Annotated in this window: 20 protein-coding genes; 7 read left to right on the forward strand and 13 right to left on the reverse strand. The window is 73.1% G+C overall.

Going from position 1 to position 24953, the window contains the following annotated elements; genetic code table 11:
- A partial coding sequence (locus ACFW6B_RS26920) for a hypothetical protein (protein ID WP_386599648.1) occupies positions 1 to 256 on the forward strand: 256 nt, incomplete at its 5' end.
- A 203-nt stretch (positions 257 to 459) separates the two neighbouring features.
- On the opposite strand, the gene ACFW6B_RS26925 is transcribed toward ACFW6B_RS26920, so the two are convergent.
- Positions 460 to 1467 carry a stage II sporulation protein M gene (locus ACFW6B_RS26925; protein ID WP_386599650.1) on the reverse strand — a complete coding sequence of 336 codons (1008 nt, stop codon included), beginning with the start codon at positions 1465 to 1467 and terminating at the stop codon, positions 460 to 462.
- Between the two features lie 129 nt (positions 1468 to 1596).
- Between ACFW6B_RS26925 and ACFW6B_RS26930 the strand changes: the two genes are divergently transcribed.
- Positions 1597 to 2577: an RDD family protein gene (locus ACFW6B_RS26930; protein ID WP_386599652.1), complete on the forward strand. Its 981-nt coding sequence runs from the start codon at positions 1597 to 1599 to the stop codon at positions 2575 to 2577.
- A 28-nt stretch (positions 2578 to 2605) separates the two neighbouring features.
- On the opposite strand, the gene ACFW6B_RS26935 is transcribed toward ACFW6B_RS26930, so the two are convergent.
- From ACFW6B_RS26935 to ACFW6B_RS26970, 8 genes are all read right to left on the reverse strand, one after another.
- Positions 2606 to 3262 (reverse strand): hypothetical protein, encoded by a 657-nt coding sequence (locus ACFW6B_RS26935; RefSeq protein WP_386599654.1) that lies wholly within the window; start codon positions 3260 to 3262, stop codon positions 2606 to 2608.
- Positions 3263 to 3362: 100 nt separating this feature from the next.
- The gene (ahcY, locus tag ACFW6B_RS26940) at positions 3363 to 4820 is read right to left on the reverse strand and encodes an adenosylhomocysteinase (RefSeq protein ID WP_386599655.1); all 1458 of its coding nucleotides are present in this window, start codon (positions 4818 to 4820) and stop codon (positions 3363 to 3365) included.
- 395 nt (positions 4821 to 5215) lie between these two features.
- Positions 5216 to 6190, reverse strand: a complete 975-nt coding sequence (locus tag ACFW6B_RS26945; RefSeq protein WP_386599657.1) for a cation diffusion facilitator family transporter — start codon at positions 6188 to 6190, stop codon at positions 5216 to 5218.
- 144 nt (positions 6191 to 6334) lie between these two features.
- On the reverse strand, positions 6335 to 7486 hold the full coding sequence (gene manA / locus ACFW6B_RS26950; RefSeq protein WP_386599659.1) for a mannose-6-phosphate isomerase, class I: 1152 nt from the start codon (positions 7484 to 7486) through the stop codon (positions 6335 to 6337).
- 130 nt (positions 7487 to 7616) lie between these two features.
- A complete protein-coding gene (locus tag ACFW6B_RS26955; protein WP_386599661.1) occupies positions 7617 to 8744 on the reverse strand; it encodes an SIS domain-containing protein in 1128 nt (375 codons plus the stop codon).
- Positions 8745 to 9051: 307 nt separating this feature from the next.
- Entirely contained in the window at positions 9052 to 9222 is a 171-nt protein-coding gene (locus ACFW6B_RS26960; RefSeq protein ID WP_078943765.1) for a Trm112 family protein, read from the reverse strand.
- A 302-nt stretch (positions 9223 to 9524) separates the two neighbouring features.
- Positions 9525 to 10886, reverse strand: a complete 1362-nt coding sequence (locus tag ACFW6B_RS26965; protein WP_386599664.1) for a phosphomannomutase/phosphoglucomutase — start codon at positions 10884 to 10886, stop codon at positions 9525 to 9527.
- Between the two features lie 644 nt (positions 10887 to 11530).
- The gene (locus ACFW6B_RS26970; RefSeq protein WP_386599665.1) at positions 11531 to 12007 is read right to left on the reverse strand and encodes a DUF3499 domain-containing protein; all 477 of its coding nucleotides are present in this window, start codon (positions 12005 to 12007) and stop codon (positions 11531 to 11533) included.
- Between the two features lie 259 nt (positions 12008 to 12266).
- On the opposite strand from ACFW6B_RS26970, the gene ACFW6B_RS26975 reads away from it, so the two are divergent.
- Complete coding sequence (locus tag ACFW6B_RS26975; RefSeq protein ID WP_386599828.1) at positions 12267 to 12716, forward strand: metallopeptidase family protein; 450 nt, start codon at positions 12267 to 12269, stop codon at positions 12714 to 12716.
- A gap of 49 nt (positions 12717 to 12765) precedes the next feature.
- Here the strand turns inward: ACFW6B_RS26975 and ACFW6B_RS26980 are convergent, their stop codons facing one another.
- From ACFW6B_RS26980 to ACFW6B_RS26990, 3 genes are all read right to left on the reverse strand, one after another.
- Positions 12766 to 14274, reverse strand: coding sequence for a DUF5719 family protein (locus tag ACFW6B_RS26980; protein WP_386599667.1), 1509 nt, complete (start codon positions 14272 to 14274; stop codon positions 12766 to 12768).
- Positions 14271 to 18014: a glycosyltransferase family 2 protein gene (locus tag ACFW6B_RS26985; RefSeq protein ID WP_386599668.1), complete on the reverse strand. Its 3744-nt coding sequence runs from the start codon at positions 18012 to 18014 to the stop codon at positions 14271 to 14273. The genes ACFW6B_RS26980 and ACFW6B_RS26985 overlap by 4 nt, the downstream gene beginning before the upstream one ends.
- A 231-nt stretch (positions 18015 to 18245) precedes the next feature.
- The gene (locus ACFW6B_RS26990) at positions 18246 to 18509 is read right to left on the reverse strand and encodes a WhiB family transcriptional regulator (protein WP_003975777.1); all 264 of its coding nucleotides are present in this window, start codon (positions 18507 to 18509) and stop codon (positions 18246 to 18248) included.
- A gap of 726 nt (positions 18510 to 19235) precedes the next feature.
- Between ACFW6B_RS26990 and ACFW6B_RS26995 the strand changes: the two genes are divergently transcribed.
- The 4 genes from ACFW6B_RS26995 (at position 19236) to ACFW6B_RS27010 (ending at position 23328) form a co-directional block, all read left to right on the forward strand.
- Positions 19236 to 19724: a cysteine dioxygenase gene (locus ACFW6B_RS26995; protein WP_386599670.1), complete on the forward strand. Its 489-nt coding sequence runs from the start codon at positions 19236 to 19238 to the stop codon at positions 19722 to 19724.
- Between the two features lie 86 nt (positions 19725 to 19810).
- The gene (cofD, locus tag ACFW6B_RS27000; RefSeq protein ID WP_386599673.1) at positions 19811 to 20791 is read left to right on the forward strand and encodes a 2-phospho-L-lactate transferase; all 981 of its coding nucleotides are present in this window, start codon (positions 19811 to 19813) and stop codon (positions 20789 to 20791) included.
- Positions 20788 to 22161, forward strand: a complete 1374-nt coding sequence (locus tag ACFW6B_RS27005) for a coenzyme F420-0:L-glutamate ligase (protein ID WP_386599675.1) — start codon at positions 20788 to 20790, stop codon at positions 22159 to 22161. Before cofD ends, ACFW6B_RS27005 begins: the two co-directional genes overlap by 4 nt.
- Before the next feature lie 165 nt (positions 22162 to 22326).
- Positions 22327 to 23328, forward strand: coding sequence for a DNA-3-methyladenine glycosylase family protein (locus tag ACFW6B_RS27010; RefSeq protein ID WP_386599677.1), 1002 nt, complete (start codon positions 22327 to 22329; stop codon positions 23326 to 23328).
- Positions 23329 to 23615: 287 nt separating this feature from the next.
- Here ACFW6B_RS27010 and ACFW6B_RS27015 read toward each other — a convergent pair whose 3' ends face one another.
- Complete coding sequence (locus ACFW6B_RS27015; protein ID WP_386599679.1) at positions 23616 to 24698, reverse strand: sugar phosphate nucleotidyltransferase; 1083 nt, start codon at positions 24696 to 24698, stop codon at positions 23616 to 23618.
- Between the last annotated feature and the right edge of the window lie 255 nt (positions 24699 to 24953).

Consider the following 24953-nt stretch of genomic DNA (forward strand, 5'->3'; position numbering starts at 1 on the left):
CTTCCTTTGTACTCACCCTCTCGGGCTTTCCTCCGGGCGCTTCCCTTCGGTCTTGCGTTTCCGACTCTATCAGACCGTTTCCGTATCCGATTTCCTCGGCGCTTTCCAGGTTCCCGCTTTCGCGTTTCCCTTTCCGGCGAGTCCGACTCTATCAGATCCTTTCGGGCCCGATTTCCTCGGCGCCTTCCAGGTAATCCGCTCTCGCGTTTCCCTTTCCGGCGGCTCCGACTTTATCAGAATCCATGGGCCGGATTGACCGGCAACCATTTCTGAATCGTCAGGAGGGGCTTCTTCCGAATCGACGTGTCGATTGCTTTGAGAAGCGAGCAGACTCTAACCGCTGCCGCCGGACGTGTCCAGTTCTAGGCAACTGTTCGAATCTACCTCCCCACTCAACCCGTGTCAACGAGTTTTCTGGGGTAACGAGCAGGTTAACAGGTCAGCCGGGGTACGCGCACATCAGGCGGCCGTCGGCACGGTGGCGCTGCGCTCGGACGCCGTGACGTCCCCGGTCTCCCCGGAGCGGGCCGCACGGCCCCCGAGGACATAGACGTACACGAGAAAGGCCAGCTCAGCGGCGATTCCGATGCCGATGCGGGCCCAGGTCGGGAGGCCCGACGGCGTGACGAAGCCTTCGATGGCACCCGAGACGAAGAGGATCAGCGCCAGTCCTATCGCCATGCCCAGCGCGGCGCGGCCCTCTTCCGCGAGAGCTGTGCGGCGGGACCGCGGACCCGGGTCGATCACGGTCCAGCCCAGCTTCAGCCCCGTCCCCGCGGCGACGAAGACGGCGGTCAGCTCCAGCAGACCGTGCGGGAGGATGAGCCCGAGGAAGGTGTCGAGACGGCCGGCCGACGACATCAGGCCGATGCCGACGCCCAGGTTGAGCATGTTCTGGAAGAGGATCCAGAGGACCGGCAGGCCCAGGAAGACCCCCAGCACCAGGCACATGGCGGCGGCCTGGGCGTTGTTCGTCCACACCTGGGCGGCGAAGGCGGCGGCGGGATGACTCGAGTAGTAGGTCTCGTACTCACCGCCGGGGCGGGTGAGGGAACGCAGTTCGTCGGGGGCGGCGATGGCCGCCTGGACCTCGGGATGGGCGCCGATCCACCAGCCGAGGAGGGTGGCTATCGCCGTGGACAGGAGCGCCGTGGGCACCCACCAGTGGCGGGAGCGGTAGACGGCCGCGGGGAACCCTCGTGTCAGGAACCCCGTGACATCGCGCCACGAGGCACGGCGGGTGCCGGTCACGGCACCGCGCGCGCGGGCCACGAGCTGGCTGAGCCGCCCGGTCAGCTGGGGGTCGGGCGCGCTGGACTGGATCAGCGAGAGATGGGTGGCGGTTCGCTGGTACAGGGTGACGAGTTCGTCGGCCTCGGCCCCGGTGAGGCGTCGTTGGCGGCGCAGCAGGGCGTCGAGCCTGTCCCACTCGGCTCGGTGGGCGGAGACGAAGACGTCGAGGTCCATCGTTTTGCCTGCTCCTCGCTGCGCATCGGGGGCTCGTCGTGGATGTCAGCTTGTCCTACTGGGGCGCGATGCGCCCTCAGCTTGGCAGACTGGCCGTTGTCGGAGCAGGTCAGGGGAAGGGCGGCGCGCGTGAGCGAGTTGGTGACGGGCGAGGCAGTGGCACTGGAGCTGCGGCCCGCGAAACTGCCGAGCCGGGCGCTCGCCGTCGTGCTCGACCTGGTCGTGGCGGTGACGGTCTACATCGTCGTGACCATCGGTCTGGTCGCCGCGACCGCCACACTGGACGACGCGGCACAGATCGCCGTCTCGATCGCGAGTTTCCTGCTGGTGCTGGTCGGCGGTCCGATCGCCGTGGAGACGCTCAGTCACGGACGTTCGCTGGGGAAGCTGGCGTGCGGGCTGCGGGTGGTGCGGGACGACGGCGGGCCGATCCGGTTCCGGCACGCTCTGGTGCGCGGTGCCGTCGGGGTGGTCGAGATCCTGATGACGTTCGGGATCGTCGCGTGCATCGCTTCGCTGGTGTCGGAGCGCGGGCGGCGGCTCGGTGACGTGTTCGCGGGCACCCTTGTCGTGCGGGAGCGGATTCCGGTGGGGCGCATGCCGTACGTTCCCGCGCCGCCGCCCTGGCTGGCGGGACGGTTCGCGGAGCTCGACCTGTCCGCCGTGCCGGACGCGCTGTGGCTGGCGATCCGCCAGTACCTGACGCGGATGCAGCAGCTGGATCCGCAGATCGGCGGGGCGATGGCGGAACGGCTCGCAGCGGACCTCGCCGCTCGTACGGGGGCTCCGGCGCCGCAGGGCGTGCCGGCCGGCGCGTATCTGGCGGCCGTCGTGCACGAGCGCCAGACCCGTGAGGCCCGTAGGACGTTCGGTACCGCGACGGGCGGTTTCCCGTCCCCCGTACCCACCGGCCATGCCTTCCCGCCGCCGGGCGGACCTGCCGGTCCCCCCTTCCAGCCCGGCGCGCCCGTGGGTGGTCCCCTCCCGTCCGGCGCTCCTGCCGCCCGCCCCTTCCCTCCGGGCCCCGGCGTCCGCTCCGCGCCGTCGGTGCCCGTCGAGCACGCCGACCGGGACGAGCGTCCGTCGACCGGTTTCGCTCCGCCCGCCTAGCCGCCCCGTCGCCGGACCGGCACCGCCGTCACGTGAACACCGACGGCGGTGTTTCGAGGTGCTCCAGTTCGATGCCGGGTGCCGCGAGGACCACGTCGCCGGCGATGTGCACGGAGTGCTGTTCCCCGGTGTCCAGGGCTGTGACCTGGTATTCGTCCACGGTCAGCGGGCCGTTGTCAGTGGCGTGTGTTTCGCTTGCGACCAGGGCCCAGGACTGGTCGAGGGTGCGCGGGGCGAGGACCGGGTGGGTGAAGGCGACGAGGCGGACGCGGGTCGCCGAGGGGGTCGCGGAAGGGGTGAGGCGGAGGAGACGGGCGGTGGCGACGAGGAAGGCGGGGGAGGTACCGGTGAAGGCGTGGGCGGGCACGTTGCCTTCGGTGGCCTCGATTCCGGTGGGGTCGGTTCGGACCCATGTGACGCCGTCGAGGGCGGCGCCCCGCACCTGCCAGCCGGCCGCGTGCAGTTCGAGGCGGACGGGGCGGCCGAGGTCGTCGAGGGCGAGGTCGACGGAGCCGGTGACCGTCGTCTCCGGGGACTCGGGGAGTCCGTCGGGAGCCGAGCCGGAGGGGGTCGTGAGCTGGGAGACGTAGCGCCAGCCGGAGGGGCCGGGCGCGCAGTTGAAGTGTTCGTCGGCGAGGGGGGTGTGATCGTGCGGATCATGGAGCGAATAGCGGCCGCGGGGCATGGGCGTTCAGGTCCTCATCGGGGACAGGCCCCCGCCGGGACGGCGAGGGCCTGCTGACATCCGGACGCCGAGCGGTGGTGCCGCTGCTCGGCGGGCGTGCTCAGTAGCGGTAGTGGTCCGACTTGTACGGGCCCTCGACCTCGACGCCGATGTACGCGGCCTGCTCGGGGCGGAGCGTCGTCAGCTTCACGCCGAGCGCGTCGAGGTGGAGGCGGGCGACCTTCTCGTCGAGGTGCTTGGGCAGCACGTAGACGTCGGTCGGGTACTCCTCGGGCTTGGTGAACAGCTCGATCTGGGCCAGGGTCTGGTCCGCGAACGAGTTGGACATCACGAAGGACGGGTGGCCGGTCGCGTTGCCCAGGTTCAGCAGGCGGCCCTCGGACAGCACGATGATGACCTTGCCGTCGGGGAACTTCCAGGTGTGGACCTGGGGCTTGACCTCGTCCTTGACGATGCCTTCGATCTTCGCGAGGCCGGCCATGTCGATCTCGTTGTCGAAGTGACCGATGTTGCCGACGATCGCCTGGTGCTTCATCTTGGCCATGTCCGAGGCCATGATGATGTCCTTGTTGCCCGTGGTGGTGACGAAGATGTCGGCCTTGTCGATGACCTCGTCGAGGGTCGTGACCTGGTAGCCGTCCATCGCCGCCTGCAGGGCGCAGATCGGGTCGATCTCGGTGATGATCACGCGGGCGCCCTGGCCGCGCAGGGATTCCGCGCAGCCCTTGCCCACGTCGCCGTAGCCGCACACGACGGCGGTCTTGCCGCCGATCAGGGTGTCGGTGGCGCGGTTGATGCCGTCGATCAGGGAGTGGCGGCAGCCGTACTTGTTGTCGAACTTCGACTTGGTGACGGCGTCGTTCACGTTGATCGCCGGGAACAGCAGGGTGCCGTCACGGTGCATCTCGTAGAGGCGGTGGACACCGGTGGTGGTCTCCTCCGTCACGCCGCGGATCTCCGAGGCGAGCTGGGTCCACTTCTGCGAGCCGTCCGTGATGGTGCGGTGCAGGAGTTCGAGGATGACGCGGTGCTCGTCGGACTCGGCGGTGTCGACCGAGGGGACCTTGCCGTCCTTCTCGTACTCGACGCCCTTGTGGACGAGGAGGGTGGCGTCACCACCGTCGTCGAGGATCATGTTCGGGCCGCCGGTGGGGCTGTTCGGCCAGGTCAGCGCCTGCTCCGTGCACCACCAGTACTCCTCCAGGGTCTCGCCCTTCCAGGCGAAGACCGGGATGCCCTGCGGGTTGTCGGGCGTGCCGTTCGGGCCGACCGCGACGGCGGCGGCCGCGTGGTCCTGGGTGGAGAAGATGTTGCAGGACACCCAGCGGACCTCGGCGCCCAGGGCGACCAGGGTCTCGATCAGGACGGCGGTCTGCACGGTCATGTGCAGCGAGCCCATGATCCGGGCGCCGGCCAGGGGCTGCGCCTCGGCGAACTCCTTGCGGATCGACATCAGGCCGGGCATCTCGTGCTCGGCGAGGGTGATCTCCTTGCGGCCGAAGTCGGCCAGGGAGAGGTCGGCGACCTTGAAGTCCTGTCGGCTGTCGACAGTCGTCATTGAGTGCTGCTCCTCGGTATCGGGGCGAGGTGGGTAGGGCTGTTCTGCGCGGCGGCGGCACGCACACGTGCCCGACCGGGGCACGGACGTGCACCGGCGGGACACAGGTGTGCCCGGTGCGCGCAGCGCAGTCCGTCGGAGGCCCTCTCTCCCTCGGCCGGTCCGCGGTGGGACCGCCCGACCGCCATCAGCAGCGACGTCTGGCTCAGTCACCAAGCTACACCGGTGGGGCTGTCCCTCCCCAGTCCACCTCTGGACAAAGCGGTCCCCACCGGCCGGAACCGAGGGGGTCGGCCGGTGCGTTCCGGGCCCGGGGGACGGGTTCCGGACGCGAGAACGCCGCCGGGGCCCGCCCGGGTTCCCGGGCGGGCCCCGGCGGCGTACGGGGGCTGGGGTCAGTGACCGGCCGGCGTCGGTCCGCCGGGGGTCGCGGCGGGGTTCGGGCCCTTGGCCGCCTCGGCGTCGCTGTAGATGTCCGGCTCCAGGTAGATCACCCGGGCGATCGGGACGGCGGCGCGGATGCGGGCCTCGGCGGCGTCGATCGCCCGGGCGACCTCGGCGGCCGTGTCGTCGTGCCGGACGGCGATCTTCGCGGCGACGAGCAGCTCCTCCGGACCGAGGTGGAGCGTGCGCATGTGGATGATGCCGGTGACGGTGTCACCGTCGACCATCGCCGCCTCGATCTTCGCCGTCTCCTCCGGGCCCGCAGACTCGCCCAGCAGGAGCGACTTGGTCTCCGCGGCCAGTATCAGCGCGATCAGGATGAGCAGGACACCGATGCAGACCGTGCCGATGCCGTCCCAGACGCCGTCGCCCGTGAGCAGGGCGAGGCCGACGCCGCCGAGCGCGAGGACCAGACCGATGAGCGCGCCGAAGTCCTCCAGGAGGACGACCGGCAGTTCGGGGGCCTTGGCGCGGCGGATGAACTGGGACCAGGAGTGCGAGCCGCGCAGCGCGTTGGACTCCTGGATGGCCGTACGGAAGGAGAAGCTCTCGGCGATGATCGCGAACACCAGGACGCCGACCGGCCAGTACCAGTGCTCGATCTCGTGCGGGTGCTGGATCTTCTCGTAGCCCTCGTAGACGGCGAACATGCCGCCGACCGAGAACAGGACGATCGAGACGAGGAAGGCGTAGATGTAGCGCTCGCGGCCGTAGCCGAAGGGGTGCTGGGGGGTCGCCTCGCGCTGGGCCTTCTTGCCGCCGACCAGGAGCAGTGCCTGGTTGCCGGAGTCGGCGAGCGAGTGGACGCCCTCGGCGAGCATCGAGGAGGAGCCGCTGAACGCGAACGCCACGAACTTCGATGCCGCGATCGCGAGGTTGGCGCCGAGTGCCGCCACGATCGCTTTGGTGCCGCCTGAAGCGCTCATCTGCTCCTGCTGTCCCTTCGTACGCGTCCGGACCCGTTCGTACCTCGTACCCCGCCCGGTCCGGACTTTGCCCGCCCTTTGCGGTGGGCCATTCTTGCAGCCCGGACGGCGGGCGGTGCGCCTCAGGTGGGTGCCGACGTCCCGTCAGGCGACAACCGTCGCACGGAAGATCGTGCCGGATCCGGACACTTCGGCCTTTTCCCCTGCCGGTACGAACACCGAGGTGCCGGGGGTCAGCTCGATGCCGTCGGCGCGTACGGAACCCGCGGTGCAGAGCAGGATCTGCGGGGTCTCGCGGGTGAGGTCGCGCGGATCGGCGTCCTCGGCGAGGACGTACCGGGAGAGGCGGAACTCGTCGATGGGGGTCGCGTAGACCTCTTCGCCGTCGGGGGACGCCTCCGGGCGCAGGACGCCGGGGTCGGCCGCCTCGAAGCGCACCACGCGCAGGAGTTCGGGGACGTCGACGTGCTTGGGCGTCAGACCGCAGCGCAGGACGTTGTCGCTGTTGGCCATGATCTCGACGCCGAGGCCGTCGAGGTAGGCGTGCGGGATGCCCGCGCCGAGGTAGAGGGCCTCGCCGGGCTGGAGCCGGACGTGGTTGAGGAGCATCGCGGCGATGACGCCGGGGTCGCCCGGGTAGTGGTGGGCGAGACCGGCGTACGGGGCGTAGTCGCCGCCGAGGCGTTCGCAGGCGGCCGTGGTCTCGGCGACCGTACGGGCCATGTCCTCGGGGTCGGCGCTCAGCACCGCCGTGAGGACCTCGCGCAGCGCCGCCTCCTCGGGGTGGGCGCGCAGCAGGTCGACGTACGGCTTGAGGGGGTCGACGCCGAGGGCTTCGAGGAGCGCGGCGGCCTCCTCGGGGGCGCGGAAGCCGCACAGGCCGTCGAACTCGGTGAGGGCGCAGATGAGTTCGGGCTTGTGGTTGGCGTCCTTGTAGTTGCGGTGCGGGGCGTCGATCGGGACGCCCCGGCGCTCCTCGTCCTCGTAGCCCTCCCGTGCCTGTTCGAGGTCGGGGTGCACCTGGAGGGAGAGGGGGGCTCCGGCGGCGAGGAGCTTGAGGAGGAACGGCAGGCGGGGGCCGAACCTGGCGACGGCGGCGCGGCCGAGTTCCCTCTCCGGGTCCTCGGCGACGACCTCGTTGAGCGGACCGCGCCCGGTGCGCGAGGGGGCGCCCGGGTGGGCGCCCATCCACATCTCCGCCTGCGGTTCGCCGGTCGGCTCCACGCCGAGCAGGCCGGGGATGGCGGTGGTCGAACCCCAGGCGTAGGGGCGGACGGTGTTGTCGAGGCGGTCCATCGGTGTCTTCTTCTCCATACGTGCGCTGCGCGGCCCGCCGGGGCGGGCGTCGATCGGGAAGCGTGGTGTCAGGGGCGCCGGGCGCGGGGGCCCGCGGCCGCGGGCGCCGGGCACGGGGTCACGCCCAGGATCACGCCCCCGAGGCGAGCGCCAGGTAAACGGCGGCGAAATCCGTGATGGCGATCAGCTCGGCGAGGGTTTCCAGTTCGCCGCCCTCCTCCGGTTCGAGCTCGCTGATAGCGGTGTCGTGGCTGAGGGCGAGTTCACGGGCGGCCGGTGCGGCGCTGATCCCGCCGATGGGACGGTCGCGGAGCAGCACCACGCGCGCGTGCAGCGCCTGCGCCTCCGCGACACGGTCCCGGAAGAAGTCGTCGGGGTCCGCGCCCGCGGCGAGCGCGCCCGCGAGGAGCACGCTGTGCGAGGCGAGCGCCTCGGGGAGTTCGGCGGTGAGCGCGGGGCGGCCCGCGAGTTCGGCGAGCGCGGCGGTGAAGCGGCGGCCGGCCGGTCCCGCCGAGGTGCCCTCCGTCCAGATCACCGGGAGTGCCTCGGCCAGATCGGCGGCGAGCGTCTTGGCGGGGTTGCTGTAGGCGGCGATGGCGGGGCCGCAGCGCTCGGCGACGCGGTCGAGGCGGTCGGCGACCTTCTGCAGCGCCTGTGGCGGGGCCGTGACCAGGCCGGTGCGGTCGAGGAGGGCGAGCAGCGGGGTGAGCAGCGCCCAGAGCACGCCGGGGGCCGAGGCTCCCAGGGGCTCTTCCTGGTCGTAGGGGGCGGTCGCCATCGGTACGAAGAGGCCGTGGCTGCCTTCCACCCACTCGGCCAGCGGGGAGCCGGCGGGGGCGACGGCGGCGACGGTGCTGCCGCGCCGGTAGGCCTGCTCGATGAGCAGTTCCAGGCCGGGTTCGCTGCCGTCGGGGGTGGCGATCAGCAGGAGGTCGACGGGGCCCGCCCAGCCGGGCAGGTCCCAGCGCAGGGCGCCTCCGGCGGGGGCGACGCCCGTGGGGGTGAGCCGGGTGAGGGGGCAGCTCGCCCCGGCGAGGGTGCCGAGCAGTTCGGCGACGCCGGTGGCGGCCATGCCGGGGCCCGCGATGAGGACGGCGCGCGGGCGGCCGTCGGGCTTCAGTTCGGAGATGCCGGCCTCGTCGGCGTGCCGGACCGCGGTGCGTACCCGGGCGCCGGCCTCGGCGGCGCCGCGGAGCAGCGCCCGCCGGTCGGCCAGGACGAGCGCGTCGGGATCGTCGAGAAGCGATTCGTCGAGCATGGGGTCGGTAGCCTCCGATCGCCGGGGGGCTTGCGCGTGAGCCGCCCGGGTCGCTTGCACGGGGTCGCTCGCGGGAGGTGTCGAGCGGCGCTGGGTCGTACCGGGTGCCGGCCGGATGTGCGCCGGTCGCCGATCGGGACGGCCGCGTCGCCGTCGTCCGTGCGGGCGGCGGTGCCGTCGCTCGTCGTCGGGCTGTCGTGGCTCGTCGTCGTGCGTGCCGCGCCGTCGTCCGTGCGGGCGGGGACGACGGCGCTGTCGCCTCGCGTGCGGCGGTCGCGGTGCCGCGTGCGCGAGGCGGATGCCTCGGTTACGCGGGGCGCCGGGCCTCGTCGACCAGGAGTACGGGGATGCCGTCGCGGACCGGGTAGGCGAGCCCGCAGTCCGCTCCCGTGCAGATCAGCTCGGTCTCCTGCTCCTTGAGCGGGGCGTGGCAGGCCGGGCAGGCGAGGATCTCCAGGAGGCCGGCTTCGAGCGGCATGGGGTGTCCTTCCGAAACGGTGGATGCGGCCTGGTCAGGGTACCGCTGCGGGGAGCCCGGTGCCGGGGCGCGCCCACGGTTCGTGAGGCGCGCGGAGCGCCCGGGTGGACCTCCCTGCCCGGTGTCCGCGCCCGTCCCCGTCCCGGCCGGCCGCCGTCGGCCCGCCGTCTACGGAGCGCCGACTGCGGATCCCGGACCGCCGGCCGGCTGCCGACCGGCGCCGACCGGCTGACGGCGGCCGGCGCGGTGCGCGCCGGACGCGGTCCGTGTCCCCCCGGCCTCCCGGGGTGGTCCGGGTGGGGTCAGGCCCTGATGATCTTCAGGACCTCGTCGCGGATCCTCGTCATCGTCGCCTCGTCGCGGGCCTCGGCGTTGAGGCGGAGGAGGGGCTCGGTGTTGGAGGGACGGACGTTGAACCAGGTGTCCCCGAGGGTGACCGTCAGTCCGTCGAGCTCGTCGACGACCACGCCCTCCCGGCCCTCGTAGGCGGCCCTGACGGCGGCGAGGCGGGCCGCCTGGTCGTCGACCTTCGAGTTGATCTCGCCGGAGCCGGTGTAGCGGTCGTACTCCGCGACGAGCCCGGAGAGCGGGCCGTCCTGGCCGCCGAGCGCGGCGAGGACGTGGAGGGCGGCCAGCATGCCGGTGTCGGCGTTCCAGAAGTCGCGGAAGTAGTAGTGCGCGGAGTGCTCGCCGCCGAAGATCGCGCCGGAGGCGGCCATCTCGGCCTTGATGAAGGAGTGGCCGACGCGGGTGCGGACCGGGGTGCCGCCGTGCTCGCGGACGACCTCCGGTACCGACCAGGAGGTGATGAGGTTGTGGATGACCGTGCCGCCGCCGTTCTTGTCCAGCTCGCGCGCGGCGACCAGCGCGGTGATCGCGGACGGGGAGACCGGCTCGCCCCGCTCGTCGACGACGAAGCAGCGGTCGGCGTCGCCGTCGAAGGCGAGGCCCAGGTCGGCGCCCTCCTCGCGGACGCGCTTCTGGAGGTCCACGATGTTCGCCGGGTCGAGCGGGTTGGCCTCGTGGTTCGGGAAGGTGCCGTCCAGTTCGAAGTACATCGGGACGAGTTCCAGCGGCAGACCGGAGAACACGGTGGGCACGGTGTGCCCACCCATGCCGTTGCCCGCGTCGACGACGACCTTCAGGGGGCGGATCGAGGTCAGGTCGACGAGCGAGCGGAGGTACGCCGCGTAGTCCTCCAACGTGTCGCGCCCCGTGATCGTTCCGGGCGTGGCGTCCGAGGCCGGGGCGCCGGAGTCGAGCCAGGTCTCGGCGAGCCGGCGGATCTCGGAGAGGCCGGTGTCCTGGCCGACGGGGGCCGCGCCCGCCCGGCACATCTTGATGCCGTTGTACTGGGCCGGGTTGTGCGAGGCGGTGAACATGGCGCCCGGGAGGCCGAGCGCGCCCGACGCGTAGTAGAGCTGGTCCGTGGAGCACAGGCCGATCTCGGTCACGTCGACCCCGCGCGCCGCGGCACCGCGCGCGAAGGCGCGGGAGAGGCCGGGGGACGACGGCCGCATGTCGTGCCCGATCACGATGGCGTCCGCTCCGGTCACCTGGACGAAGGCGGCGCCGAACAGCTCGGCGAGCGGCTCGTCCCACTGGTCCGGGACCACACCGCGTACGTCGTACGCCTTCACGAGCTGCGACAGATCAGCAGTCACGGCCAACCCTCCAGGAGTCCACTTCGGTCGTCCCAAAACTACCCGTCCGGGTCGGCGGCCGGCGGCGCCCGGCGCGAGCGACGCGCGTCCCCGCTCAGGGCTGCGTTCGCCCGGAGAACTCCGGGAGGGGCGTCGGACGAAGTGCCGGCGCCGGGGAGGTTCATGACGCGGGCGGGGCCGGCGCGGACGTCACGGTCGGGATCGCGGGCCCCAACCGGCGGACGGCCGCGGGCCGTTCCCGGGCCGCGGCCGCGCGCGTGCGGTACGGCGACCGGGGCGGCGGCCAAGGGGGCGCCGATGTCGGCGAGTTGCGCGGAGGCACGGTTCGGGGCGGCGGACCTGACGGCGGCGCGGGACGCCTGGGTGCCGGATGCGGACGGTCGTCCGGCTACGCCCGCAGGGCGTCGGCGGTGATCCGCGGGATCGGGAGGGGCCGGAGGCGGCGCTGGGGAGGGGCCGGAGGCGGCGCTGGGGAGCGTCCGGCCGACCGGCCTGCCGCGGGGCGAGGCGGGCGACCGGCGAGGCCGTCAGAAGGCCCGTCAGGCCCGCCGGGTGGGCTTCGGGCCGGGCGCCGCCGGGCAGGATCGGTGCGGCGAGGCGCACGGGTGCGGCAGGAGGGTTCGGCGCGGCAGGGAGGGCTGGGCTCAGTTCTCCGGCGAGCGCAGGATCCGCAGGTGGCCGCGGCGCGCGACCTCCATCGGGTCGGCCGAGCGGGCGCTGCCGCCCGCCTCCGCCGCGCGCTTCTGCGGACGGGCCGCCTCGCGCACCGCGTTCGCCAGTGCCTCCAGATCGTCGCCGCTGGGGCGGGCGGGGCCGGAGGAGTCGGCGAGGCGGACGACCTCCCAGCCGCGCGGCGCGGTGAGGCGCTCGGAGTGCTCGGCGCACAGGTCGTAGCAGTGGGGCTCGGCGTAAGTGGCGAGGGGGCCGAGGACCGCGGTCGAGTCGGCGTAGACGTACGTCAGCGTCGCGACGGCGGGACGGCCGCAAGCGGTGCGCGAACAGCGACGTACAAGGCTCACGACGTTGGACGGTACCGCACTCTTGAGCGGGCCGCGACGACTCTCCCCCAGGTCACCCCACCGTGTCGTGCTGTGAGACGCCCCACACCGCTTTCGGGGCATCGGACCCTGACCTGGGGTGACATCGGGTGCCGGGATACCGAACAGGCCTGAAGCCGGTCACCACTTGGTGCGAATCATGCCAATTGCCATGCCGTACACGGCCTTGGAGAGATATGGAATCGAGCTCAATCTCGACGGGAACGCTCATCGGCCGTCATCCGGAGGACAGGACGGGCCGGGACGTCCGTCCGCCCGTCCGTCGGCGACCGGCGCGTGGGGCCGGGCGGCCGGACCCGGCGGGGACTACTCTTCGTCAGTGATGGACAACCCCGTACCGCCCCGTGCCGCAGCAGCAGGTCCCCGTCGTCGTGACCGCCACGGCAGGGGCATGCGCGGCCCCGTGGCACCGCCCCAGGTACCGCTCGCGGCGAGCCGTTCCGAGGTCTTCGCCGACCTCGTGCAGGACTCCGTGGAACGGCTGGAGCGACGCTGGCCGCAGCTCGCGGACATCGACTTCATGGTCCTCGAAGTGCCCCGCCTGGAGCGCTCGGGCGACGGCTGGAGCGACGAGGCGGTACCGCTGGGCGGCACGATCGCGGCGCGCGAGGGGCGTCCCGCGCGCGTGGTCGTCTACCGCCGTCCGATCGAGATCCGCACCAAGGGACGCGACGAGCGCGCCGCCCTGGTGCACGAGGTCGTCGTGGAACAGGTCGCGGAACTGCTGGGCCTGACACCGGAGACGGTCGACCCGCGCTACGGCGAGGACTGAGGACCGCCCGGGAACGGCCGCGCCGGCCCGGGCGGATCCCCCTGTCCGGTCACTGCTCGAGCAGCACCGAGAGGTCCTGCTCGGCGTTCGGCACCGAGACCGTCCCCCGGTCGTCCGGGAGGCCCTGGACGGTGAAGGCGGGAACACCGTCCTCGGTCGTCGAGAGCATCCGGGAGGCGTAGACCCGGCCGCCGGAGACCGGCTCGACCGTCAGGGCGTACGTGCCCTTCAGACCGCCCGGGACGGGCGCCTCGACGTTCTGGGTGGTCCCGCCCTTGATGGTGAACGTCTTCGACACGGCCGTACCGCCCTCGCTGCCCGCGGACGCGGTGACCTTGATCCTGGCCCCCTCGCCGGGGGCGGTCACGGCGAGCGTGGTCCCCTTGGCGGTGTTGCCCGCGACCGTCGCGCGCCCGCCGACCGCAGCGGTGGCCGGGATGAACGCGGTCTCCTGCTCCGCGCCCTTGCCCCTCACCACCCGCAGGGCGGCGACGACCGGCGCGGACGAGCCGGTCGGGGAGAGCACCAGGGAGCCCGCCTCCCCTCGGGTGACCTCCCCGAGGTCAATCGCCGCGGTCATGCCGGCCTTCACGTGCAGCGTCTCGCTCCCCGCCGGGGTGATCGTCCCCGAGGGCGAGGCGAGACGGACCTTCAGGTCGGCGTCCGTGTCACCGGGCGCGAAGGCGACCAGGCGCACGGAGGTGGCGTCCTTGGGGATGCCCGGCATGACCAGGGTGTCGGCGGGGTCGGCGGAGGCGGCCAGCCAGTCGCCGCCGGTCTTGGCGTCGAGTGCCTGGACGGCCGCTCCGACCCGGCCGCTGCGGACCTTCACGTGCACGGTGAGGTCGGCCTGCGGATCGCCGGTCAGCGTGTTCAGCAGGATCGGTTCGCTGGCGTGCGCCTGGACCGTGATCCCGTCGGCCACCGTGGACTTGAGCGTGCCGTCCTTGCCGTACAGGTCGATGTCGACGACCGCGGCGGCATCGTCCGGGTTCGTCAGGTGGACGTAATCGGTGCGCTGCTCGGCGGTGCTGACGCCCGGGAACCAGAACTCGGTGTCGGGAGCGGTGCAGTTGACGCCGAGCAGGCCGCGTCCGGTACCCGCGGCGACCTCCGTGGTCTCCTGGACCGTCCAGCCGGGCGCGAACTTGCCCGACGCGACGCCGACGAGGGCGGGCGTGTCGGCGCCCGAGGTGTCGCCGGACGCCGGCTTGCCGGGCTCCTTCGGCTTGACGACGGGCCCGGTGGCCCCGGTGCCGCTCTTCTTGCCGTCGGCCGTTCCCGACTCTTCCGCCGACTCCTCGGCCGCCGCCTGGAGTTGGGCCTTTCCGCTGTCGCTCGCACCCTCCACGACGGGTGTGAAGGACGTGTACACGGTGTCCGCGATGTCGGACGCGCTCGGCTGCGGGCAGAGCAGGCTGGTGCGCTCCACGGGCAGCCGCGCGGCCGCGGCGGACGCGCTGTCGCCGGAGGTGCCGGGCGGGTTGAGGGTCGCGTACCCGGTGACGGCGGCGAGCGCGGTCGCCGCCGCGATCAGGGACAGGGTGGTGCGGTTCACTGATGGCTCCCGTCGGGGCGCTCACTGTCGGTGCCGTGCGGGGGCCGCGTGGGATCGTACGCGGGATCGTAGCCCTGCTCGTCCGTGTCGTAGCCCTGGCCCCGGGAATCGAAGGGCCCGCCGTTCGCGTCGTAGCCCTGGCCGTAGTTCTGGTCGTACGCCGCCGTGCCGCCGTAGGCGTACGGGTCGTACTGGCCGCCCTGGTAATCCGCCTGGTACGGCTGCTCGTAGGCGCCCGCGGGGTATCCCTGCCCGCCCTCGTACCGCTCGCCGCCGTAGCCGTCGTACTCGGCGTTCGCGTAGCTCGGGGTGTCCCACTCGCCGTACGCGGGCTGATGCGGCACTGCGACGGCCGGTGCCTCCTGGTCCTCGTCCTCGTACTCGTCCGCTTCGGCGTCGGCGTCGGCGTCGGCGTTCACGGGGAAGTCCTCGTCGGACTCCGGGTCCTCCTCCGGACCTGCGGACTCCGCCTCGGCCTGGGCGCGCAGACGGCGGGCGCGGCGGCCGTCGCCCGTCAGGTCCTCGGCGGACACGGGCTGCTGCTCCTCGGGGAGGTCGTCGTCGACGTCCCGGCGCCGCCCCGGGAGGGCGAGCACCACGAGGACCAGGGCGAGGGCGCCCTGGGCCCACAGCCAGGCCGTGTGGCTCAGCGGTGCCTCGAACGTGACGTCCAGCCTGCCGCCGGTGGCGGGCAGTTGGAAGCCCTGGGCCCAGCCGTCGACCGTGGTGCGGGTGAGCGGCCTGCCGTCGAGGGTCGCCGTCCAGCCGGCGTCGGCGCTGTCGGCCAGGCGCAGGACGCGGTCGCCGTTCCCGGCCGGGATCGTGGTGTGCACCTCGACCGGGCCGGCCGCGATGGACTCCGGGTCGCCGGACCCGGGAACGATCGCGGCACGCGAGACCTGCTGGTCGACGCGCCACAGGGCGCTGCCGTCCTGCTGGCTCAGCCGGGACAGGCCCGTGGTGGCGTCCAGGACGCGGCTCACCTCGCGCGGCGAGCCCTTGCGGACCAGGACGTAGCGCACGGCGAAGCCGCCGAGCTGGTCGGCCTGGTCGGCGCCGGAACCCGCCATGAGGTTGGCGACGACCTTGTCGAGCTTCTTGTTCTCGCCGCCGGCCGAGGCGAGTTCGGCGTCGCCGAGACGGGCTCCGGAGCCGCGGACGAGGACGTAGCCGACCGAGGCCGGCGAGCGGCTGTCGAGGACGAGCGTGCGGGCCTGGTCGCGGGTGTTGCTCTCCTCGGCGACGAACGCGGGCACCTGCACCGGGTCACGGCGCTGGACGGGGCCGTCGGCGCCGCGGATGATCCATCCGGCGGCGACGAGCAGGGGGCCCGCGGCGCAGGCGAAGGCGATGAGCGCGGCCACCGGCTGGCGCCAGCCGAAGCTCTGCTCGGCGACCCGCGCGCGGGCGCCGTCGGAGCCGACGGCGGCGGCGGCGAGCAGCGCGAGGCCGTACACGAGGGTCGCGGGACCCGCCCAGGTGGAGCGGTTGGACAGGACCGCGAAGACGAGTGCCACGACGGCGACGACCCAGGCGGTCCGGATCCCCGCCTGGCGCTCCGAGCGCAGCAGCGCGGCCAGCGCGGCGAGCACGATGCCGAAGAGCATCAGCGCGCTGACGGTGCCCGGTCCGCCGGGGCCGGCGCCGAGCAGGTCGAGCGCGGAGGCCGCGCCGGTGCCGTAGTCCAGGCCGGCCTGCCGGAAGAAGCCGAACGGCAGCAGGGTCAGCGACCAGGGGGCGAGGACCAGCAGCGGGGTGCCGAGCTGGGCCAGGAAACGCAGCCCGTAGGCGGGGATCTCCCTGCGGCGCACCACGAGGAGTGCGACGCCGAGGACCAGCGCGATGGGCCACACGATCGGGGTGAACGCCGTGGTGAACGTCAGCAGCAGGGCGTACGCCCAGGTCGCGCGCCAGCTCCCGCGAGCCCGGGAACCGTTCGCGAGGCCGCTCGCCGCGATGCCCGCGCGCGCGATGAGCGGCAGCAGGATCGCGAGGACGGCGGTGCCGATGCGGCCGCCGGCGAGCGCGCCGGTGGCGGCCGGCAGGAAGGCGTAGACGACGGACGCCCAGGCGCGCAGGAGGCGGGACTCGACGAGGGGGCGTGAGGCGAAGTACGCGGCGAAGCCGGCCAGCGGCACGGATCCCACGAGGAGCACCGTGACCGCGAGCCCGGTGGAGCCGAGGAGCACGGATGCCAGCAGGGCGACGAGCGCGAGGTAGGGCGGGGCGGAGCTGGTGGAGCCCGCGCCGACCGGATGCCAGCCGTCGAGGTAACGCGCCCACAGGTCGGAGGCGTCGGCGGGGGCGGGCAGCAGCGCACCGCCCGCGAGGGCCCCGCCGCCGAGCAGGTGGCGGCACGCGAGGAGCGAGACGAACAGGAGGACCAGGAACAGCATCGGTCCGGGGTTGCGCGCGATGCGCTTGATCCGGGCGAACTGCTCGATCTCCAGGAAGTCGCCGTCCTCGCCGCCCGGTCCGGACTCGACGGCGCCTCCGTGCCGTCCGGCGCCCGTGGTGGCCTCGGCGTCGGAGCGGCTCGTCAGGCTGCCGGCGACCTGCTCGAAGGTGGCCCGCACGGTGGCGCCCGGAGGCGGGAACAGGGGTCGCAGCTCACCCTTGTCGACCTGCGGCCGGCCGCGCCTGCGCCGCCCGGCGATGATCCGCTCGGGGCGCAGCAGGACGCTCAGGAGGCCGCGGATCTCGTCGACGGCCTGTCCGGGGACCTTGCCCACGAGGTAGGCGAGGGTGCGCAGCAGGGTGCCGAGGACGAGACGGATCAGGATCCAGGGCAGCTGGGCCGTGCGGGCGTTGACGAGGAGGGTGTAGACGGCGCCCGCTTTGTCGACCTTGTGCGGGGACGCGGCGGTGCGGCCCACGCAGTCGACGGCGCGGCGCTCGCGGGAGGCCGCCTCGGCGTGCCGTACGACGGCTTCCGGGGCGACGAGCACCCGGTGGCCGGCGGCCTGGGCGCGCCAGCACAGGTCGACGTCGTCGCGCATGAGGGGCAGTCGGCGGTCGAAGCCGCCGAGTTCCTCGAAGACGTCGCGGCGGATCAGCATTCCCGCGGTGGACACGGACAGGGCGGGGTGCACGTGGTCGTGCTGTCCCTGGTCCTGCTCGCGCCGGTCGAGGCCGGTCCAGCGGCGGCCCGAGTTGGCGATGGTGACGCCGACCTCGAGGAGCTGGCGGCGGTCGTACCAGCCGCGGAGCTTGGGGCCGACGACGGCCACGTCCTGGCCGATCTCGCGTTCGTTCTCCACGACGCGCAGGAGCTGGGCCAGGGCGTCGGGCTCCGGGGCGCTGTCGTCGTGCAGCAGCCAGAACCACTGCTCGGGCTCGCCGTGCGGGAGGTCCGGCATGTCGTAGGCGTCGTCGCGCCAGCTGCGGGTGACGGGGTCCCAGCCGCTCGGGCGCTTGAGGTAGGGCAGGTCGTCCGGGGTCAGCTCGGGGGCGGTCCGGGACACCTCCTCGACGGCCTGGCCGAAGCCGGTGCGCCGCGCCAGGTGCAGCACGCGGTCGTCACCGAGCGCCTCGGTGAGCAGCTGGGCGGACCCGTCCGCGCTGCCGGTGTCGGCCGCCACCGCGTTCTGCACGGGGCGGTCCTGGCCGAGCAGCCCGGCGAGCGCCTGCGGCAGCCAGCGGGCGCCGTCGTGGGAGACGAGCACCGCGGTCACCACGTGGCGCGGGAACTCAGGGGCGGCAGCGGGGTTGCTGGCTGCCGAAAGGCTGTGCACGGACATCGAGGTACGGGCCCCGGTTCGATGGACTGCGGTGGACGTCTGTGTCCGGCGGGGACAGCGGGACGTCTCGGACGAGGGCCCACACTAACGGCTGGGAAAGACGGCGGCCCGCCGCCTGTGGATAACCCACGTGCGACGGGCCGTTCCTTACGTAAGAGTGTGTGCCGTTTGGTCGGGGGCACCCGCGGGTGCGGACCGGTGTTCCGCGTCCGTCCCTCCGTGCGGCGTTTCTCAGACGGCGGCCTTCTTCAGGCGGCGCCGTTCCCGCTCGGACAGACCGCCCCAGATGCCGAACCGTTCGTCGTTGGCGAGCGCGTACTCGAGGCATTCGGAGCGGACTTCACAGGCGAGGCAGACCTTCTTGGCCTCGCGGGTGGAGCCGCCCTTCTCGGGGAAGAAGGACTCGGGGTCGGTCTGTGCGCACAGCGCGCGCTCCTGCCAGCCGAGCTCCTCGTCCGCGTCGTCGACCAGCAGTTGCTGCACCAGCTCGGTCATGTGCGCCCCTCGTCCGTCTTTCGCGTCCCCGTGATGCTGCCGTTACCGATGACGGCTGAACGACACGAGTGAAATTACAAGTGTGCCGATCCGGGCCAGTCAAGCCGAGATCTGCTATTGGGCCCCTTATTCACTCTGCGGAACCAAGGCTATGCGGAAAGTGTTCAAATCGGCATAAACCATGACAGCCCAAGAGGTCCAGGTCAGACGCCCCCTTCTCCACGAAGGAGGACGTCCAGGTGTTCGATCTCGTTCCGACGCAGACCCCGAAGCGAATCGGATCACATTTAGATCACGGGTCCGCGGCGAGGTTTGTTCACCCGGTTGTGCGCCATGTGTCCCGGGAGTCGCCTGAACAAACCTTTCGCCTGCCAGGTGAACCGGATGAGGTGAAACATATTCCACATACCGGACACACAGTTGACAGTCGAGGTGTGAACCGCTCTCCTTGTGGGCATGCTCGCGAACTTGGCACTCACCTCGACCCGCACCGCCGGGTCCCTCGGTGCTGCCCACGCGCGCTGTAGCTGTTGTTGCTGTTCCAGCTGTTGAGCCCTACCGCGCTCCGGCTGCCTCGCCGCCACTGAGGCGAAATCCCGCCCCATCGGGGCCACTGCCCGCACCAGGGCTCCTCCCCGCCCCCACCCGGGCGGACCCCCGCCCGCGACCCGGGCGGAAACGGCAAGCGACACCCCAGCACTCTCCCGCCGAGGAACCACCGCATCCATGAACAGCGACAGCGACCTCCAGATCGCCGGCGACATCCTCGAAGTCCCGCACCTGCTCCAGCCGCCGCGTGAACACCCCTCCACCGTGGCCGAGTTCGCCGGCCTGGCGCGTTCCATCGCCGCCGACCGCTCCCAGTGGGAGCACCTCGTCCGCTACGACGCCGCCTCGCGCTGGTACCACCGGCTGCGCACGGGGCCCGGCTACGAGGTGTGGCTCCTGTCCTGGGTGCCCGGGCAGGGCAGCGGGCTGCACGACCACGGCGGCTCCTCCGGCGTGCTGACGGTCCTGGACGGCGCGCTGACCGAGCGCACCGAGCGGGGCACGCGCTCCCTGGACTCCGGCGCGCAGCGCGTGTTCGCGCCGGGCTATGTCCACGAGGTCGTCAACGACACGCTCGAACCGGCCGTCAGCCTGCACGTCTACTACCCGGGCCTCACCGAGATGCCGATGCACGCGGCGCGTTGCGCGGTCGCCGAAACGGTGTGACGCCTCCGCCCCTAAGAGCGGACCGTCCCACCGGGGTCCCGTGACCGGCTGACACGTTGTCGTACCCGCCTGCGAGACTGAACCCCATGCGCATTGTGGTTCTGGCAGGCGGTATCGGTGGTGCACGGTTCCTGCGTGGTCTCCGGCAGGCCGTGCCGGACGCGGACATCACGGTCATCGGCAACACCGGCGACGACATCCACCTCTTCGGGCTGAAGGTCTGCCCGGACCTCGACACGGTGATGTACACGCTCGGCGGCGGCATCAACGAGGAACAGGGCTGGGGGCGGGCCGACGAGACCTTCCACCTGAAGGAGGAGCTCGCGGCGTACGGACTCGGACCCGAGTGGTTCGGGCTCGGCGACCGGGACTTCGCGACGCACATCGTGCGGACGCAGATGCTGGGCGCGGGCTATCCGCTCAGCGCCGTCACCGAAGCCCTGTGCGACCGGTGGAAGCCGGGCGTGCGGCTCATCCCCATGTCCGACGACCGGGTCGAGACCCATGTCGCCGTCACGCTGCCGGAGGGCGACCCGGCCGGGGCCGGCGAGCGCAAGGTGATCCACTTCCAGGAGTACTGGGTCCGGCTGCGGGCCTCCGTGCCGGCCGAGGCGATCGTGCCGGTCGGCGCCGAACAGGCGAAGCCCGCTCCCGGGGTGCTGGAGGCCATCGCCGAGGCGGACGTCGTCCTCTTCCCCCCGTCCAACCCCGTGGTCTCCGTCGGCACGATCCTCGCCGTGCCCGGCATCCGCGAGGCCATCGCCGAGGCGGGCGTGCCGGTCGTCGGCCTCTCCCCCATCGTCGGTGACGCGCCCGTGCGCGGCATGGCCGACAAGGTGCTGGCCGCGGTGGGCGTCGAGTCCACCGCCGCCGCGGTCGCCGAGCACTACGGCTCGGGCCTGCTGGACGGCTGGCTCGTCGACACGGTCGACGCCCCGTCCGTGGAGCGCGTCGAGGCGGCCGGCATCCGCTGCCGCGCCGTCCCCCTGATGATGTCCGACCTCGACGCGACGGCCCGGATGGCACGGGAGGCGCTGGCGCTGGCGGAGGAGGTACGGACGCCGTGAGCACCGAAGGCGCGGACGCCGGGAACACCCCCGGGGCGGCGGTTCCCGGCGGGGAACACCGGGAGCGGCCGGGCGACGCGGGCTACCGGGTCTGGGCACTGGACGGACTTCCCGAGGTGCGTCCGGGGGACGACCTGGCGAAGCTCATCGCGGCGGCCGGGCCCGCGCTCGTGGACGGGGACGTGCTGCTCGTCACCTCCAAGATCGTCTCGAAGGCCGAGGGCCGGATCGTCGAGGCCGCCGACCGGGAGGCCGCCATCGACGCCGAGACCGTCCGGGTCGTGGCCCGGCGCGGGACCCTGCGGATCGTCGAGAACCGGCAGGGGCTCGTGATGGCCGCCGCCGGGGTCGACGCCTCCAACACCCCGGCCGGGACGGTGCTGTTGCTGCCCGAGGACCCCGACGCCTCCGCGCGGGCGATCCGCGAGGGGCTGCGGGACGCCCTCGGTGCCGACGTCGGTGTCGTGATCACGGACACCTTCGGGCGGCCCTGGCGCGCCGGGCTCACCGATGTCGCCATCGGCGCCGCGGGCGTCCGGGTGCTGGACGACCTGCGCGGCCGCACCGACGCCCACGGCAACCCGCTGAACGCGACCGTCGTGGCCACGGCCGACGAACTCGCCGCCGCGGGCGACCTGGTCAAGGGCAAGGCCTCCGGGCGGCCCGTCGCCGTCGTGCGGGGGCTGGCGCACCTGGTGGCCGAGGGGGACGGCCCGGGAGCGGGGGCGATGGTGCGCGCCGCGCGGGACGACATGTTCCGCCTCGGCACCTCGGAGGCCGTACGGGAGGCCGTGACCCAGCGTCGTACGGTACGGGCCTTCACCGACGAGCCCGTCGACCCCGGCGCGGTGCGCCGCGCGGTCGCGGCGGCGGTGACCGCTCCCGCGCCGCACCACACGACGCCCTGGCGGTTCGTGCTCCTGGAGTCCGCCGCATCACGGACGCGGCTGCTCGACGCGATGCGGGACGCGTGGATCGCGGACCTGCGGGGCGACGGGAAGAGCGAGGAGTCCATCGCCAGGCGGGTCCGCCGGGGCGACGTGCTGCGCAACGCGCCGTACCTCGTGGTGCCGTGTCTGGTCATGGACGGCTCGCACACGTACGGCGACGCCCGGCGGGACGGCGCCGAGCGCGAGATGTTCGTGGTCGCCACCGGGGCGGGCGTGCAGAACTTCCTGGTCGCGCTGGCCGGGGAGCGGCTGGGCTCCGCGTGGGTGTCGTCGACGATGTTCTGCCGTGACGTCGTCCGTGAGGTGCTGGAGCTGCCGGACGGCTGGGACCCGATGGGGGCCGTGGCCGTCGGCCACGCGGCGGAGGAACCGAGAGCCCGGCCGGGCCGGGACGCGGACGCGTTCGTCGAAGTGCGCTGATCCGGCGGGGCGCCTTCGCGATCGGAGGTGAGGGCGCGCTTCCGGCCGGGGCCGGAACACGCCGGTCCGGCTCGGGACGGGCGGGGCTTCGGGGCTTCGGGCTTCTCGTGGTGTGGGGAGCGCCTACCCTCGTAGGGCAGCCCGAGTATCTCTAGGACCTCATCCGTGTCTGGACGTTTCGCCCCCCGGCCGACGCGTACGACCGTGCGCGGCGGACACGTCGTGGTGCCCGGCGGGGTGCCCCGCCCGACGGCCGAACCCGGACGCGTCCGCACCTGGACGCCCCACGGGCCCCTGGACCTCGGGCTCGTGCTCGGTCCGCTGCGGCGCGGCCCGGGCGATCCGACGTTCCGCACGACCCCCGACGGCTCCGTGTGGCGGACCAGCCGTACGCCCGCCGGACCGGCGACGCTGCGGGTCGCTCTGCACGGCGGGGTGGCCCGGGGCACGGCCTGGGGACCCGGGGCCGAATGGCTGCTCGACCGGCTCCCCGACCTGCTCGGCGCCGCCGACGACCCGGAGGCCTTCGAGCCGCGGCACCGGCTGGTCGCGCTCGCCCGGCACCGGCGGCCCGGTCTGAGGCTGGTGCGGACCGGGCTCGTGATGGAGTCGCTGATCCCGTCCGTCCTGGAGCAGAAGGTCACCACCGACGAGGCGTACCGGGCGTGGCGGCTGCTCGTCCGGAAGTTCGGGGATCCGGCGCCGGGGCCCGTTCCCGAGCGGATGTCCGTCATGCCCGCGCCGCGGACGTGGGCGCTGATCCCGTCCTGGGAGTGGCACCGGGCCGGGGTCGACGACAAGCGGGCCGCCACGATCCTGCGGGCCGTGCGGGTCGCGGCGCGGCTGGAGGAGGCCGTCGGGCTCGATCCCGTACGGGCGCGGCGGCGGCTGGAGCTGGTGCCCGGTGTCGGGCCGTGGACGTCGGCGGAGGTCGTGCAGCGCAGTCACGGCTCGGCGGATTCCGTGACCGTGGGGGATCTGCATCTGCCGGGGATCGTCGGGTACGCGTTGGCGGGGGACCGGGACGCGGACGACTCCGTCATGCTGGAGTTGCTGGAGCCGTACGCGGGGCAGCGGCATCGGGCCGTTCGGTTGATCCTGCTGGCCGGGCGTACGCCGCCGCGGCGGGCGCCGAAGATGCCGCGTACGGACATCGGGCTGCTCTAGGCGGGCGGCGCCGCCGTCTCCGGCCGCCCCGCGCTGTCGCCGGCCGGCCCTTGCGGCTCTCACGGCCGTCGGCCCCCGTACGGACAGACGGTTTTCGCCCCCTCCGCCCCTACCCGACCCCTAGCGGGGGCTCCGCCCCCGGACCCCCGCTCCTCAAACGCCGGAGGGGCTGGACTTTCCCGGCCGGGACTGGATTTCTCCTGGTCGGGGCCGGACTTTCCCCGGCCGGGGTCGGAAGCGGGGTGGACCGGAGGGATGAGGTGTCCCTCCGGCCGGGGGTGGGGCGGTTACTGGTCCGACGAGAAGCGCACGGCTGATGCCGGGAGTCGGGCGTCGCACCAGACCCGGACTCCCTCGCGGAGTTCGTTGTCGGGGCCGACGACCGCGCCGTCGCCGATGACCGCGCCGGTCAGGACGGTGCGCTCGCCGATGCGGGCGCCCGCGCCGACGAAGGAGTCGGTGACGACGGCGCCGGGCTCGACGACGGCGCCGGCCAGGACGGTGCTGCCGGTGATCCGGGCACCCTCGCCGATGCGGGCGCCCTCGCCGACCACCGTGCCGCCGGTGAGCTTGGCGTCGGGGGCCACGACGGCCGCGGGCAGGACCAGGCGGTCGCCGCAGCGGCCGGGGACGGCCGGGGACGGGGCGCGCCCGAGCACCAGGTCGGCGGAGCCGCGGACGAATGCCTGCGGGGTGCCCAGGTCCAGCCAGTAGGTGGAGTCCACCATGCCCTGGAGGTGGGCTCCGGCGGCCAGGAGCTCCGGGAAGGTCTCGCGCTCGACCGAGACGGGACGGCCCGCGGGGATCGTGTCGATGACCGAGCGGCGGAAGACGTACGCCCCCGCGTTGATCTGGTCGGTGACGATCTCCTCGGGGCTCTGCGGCTTCTCCAGGAAGGCCGTGACGCGTCCGGTGGCGTCGGTGGGGACCAGGCCGAACGCGCGCGGGTCCTCCACCCGGGTCAGGTGCAGGGAGACGTCCGCGCCCGTCGTCTCGTGGACCGCCACCAGCGCCCGGATGTCCAGACCGGTGAGGATGTCGCCGTTGAAGATCAGGACCGGGTCGTCGGGGCCCGAGCGCAGCCGGGAGGCCACGTTGCGGATGGCGCCGCCGGTGCCCAGCGGCTCCTCCTCGGTGACGTACTCGATGTGGAGGCCCAGCGAGGAGCCGTCGCCGAAGTACGGCTCGAAGACCTCGGCGAGGTAGGAGGTCGCCAGCACGATGTGCTCGACGCCCGCCGCGCGTGCCCGCGCGAGCTGGTGCGTGAGGAAGGGGACCCCGGCCGCGGGGACCATCGGCTTGGGCGTGCGCACGGTGAGCGGGCGCAGCCGGGTGCCTCTGCCGCCGACCAGGAGGATCGCTTCTGTCACCTGTCGTCTCTGCTTCCTGCCGGGACCGGCCGAACTGTCTTTCGGCCGGCCAGTGTATGCAGACCTTGCGATGGCGCCCTCGACGGCCGTGCGGTGTCCTTCGACGGGCTTCTGCCGTGACTTCAGGTGATCCCTGCCGGCCCGGTCCGGCCGGTCCGCCGCCGGCCGTGCCGGGCGGCCGTGCGGCGGGGCCGGGGCCTGTCCGGCGGTTCGCGACGTCGCCCGCAGGGGCGACCCGGCGGCGTCGGCCCATGG

This window comes from Streptomyces sp. NPDC058751 (genome assembly GCF_042746485.1).
Taxonomy (GTDB): domain Bacteria; phylum Actinomycetota; class Actinomycetes; order Streptomycetales; family Streptomycetaceae; genus Streptomyces.

Coding starts and splice junctions, on each gene's coding strand:
- ACFW6B_RS26925 (WP_386599650.1), bottom strand. CDS start 1,467: ATGGACCTCGACGTCTTCGTCTCCGCCCACCGAGCCGAGTGGGACAGG.
- ACFW6B_RS26935 (WP_386599654.1), bottom strand. CDS start 3,262: ATGCCCCGCGGCCGCTATTCGCTCCATGATCCGCACGATCACACCCCC.
- ahcY (WP_386599655.1), bottom strand. CDS start 4,820: ATGACGACTGTCGACAGCCGACAGGACTTCAAGGTCGCCGACCTCTCC.
- ACFW6B_RS26945 (WP_386599657.1), bottom strand. CDS start 6,190: ATGAGCGCTTCAGGCGGCACCAAAGCGATCGTGGCGGCACTCGGCGCC.
- manA (WP_386599659.1), bottom strand. CDS start 7,486: ATGGACCGCCTCGACAACACCGTCCGCCCCTACGCCTGGGGTTCGACC.
- ACFW6B_RS26955 (WP_386599661.1), bottom strand. CDS start 8,744: ATGCTCGACGAATCGCTTCTCGACGATCCCGACGCGCTCGTCCTGGCC.
- ACFW6B_RS26960 (WP_078943765.1), bottom strand. CDS start 9,222: ATGCCGCTCGAAGCCGGCCTCCTGGAGATCCTCGCCTGCCCGGCCTGC.
- ACFW6B_RS26970 (WP_386599665.1), bottom strand. CDS start 12,007: ATGCCCCGAAAGCGGTGTGGGGCGTCTCACAGCACGACACGGTGGGGT.
- ACFW6B_RS26975 (WP_386599828.1), top strand. CDS start 12,267: ATGGACAACCCCGTACCGCCCCGTGCCGCAGCAGCAGGTCCCCGTCGT.
- ACFW6B_RS26985 (WP_386599668.1), bottom strand. CDS start 18,014: ATGTCCGTGCACAGCCTTTCGGCAGCCAGCAACCCCGCTGCCGCCCCT.
- ACFW6B_RS26990 (WP_003975777.1), bottom strand. CDS start 18,509: ATGACCGAGCTGGTGCAGCAACTGCTGGTCGACGACGCGGACGAGGAG.
- ACFW6B_RS26995 (WP_386599670.1), top strand. CDS start 19,236: ATGAACAGCGACAGCGACCTCCAGATCGCCGGCGACATCCTCGAAGTC.
- cofD (WP_386599673.1), top strand. CDS start 19,811: ATGCGCATTGTGGTTCTGGCAGGCGGTATCGGTGGTGCACGGTTCCTG.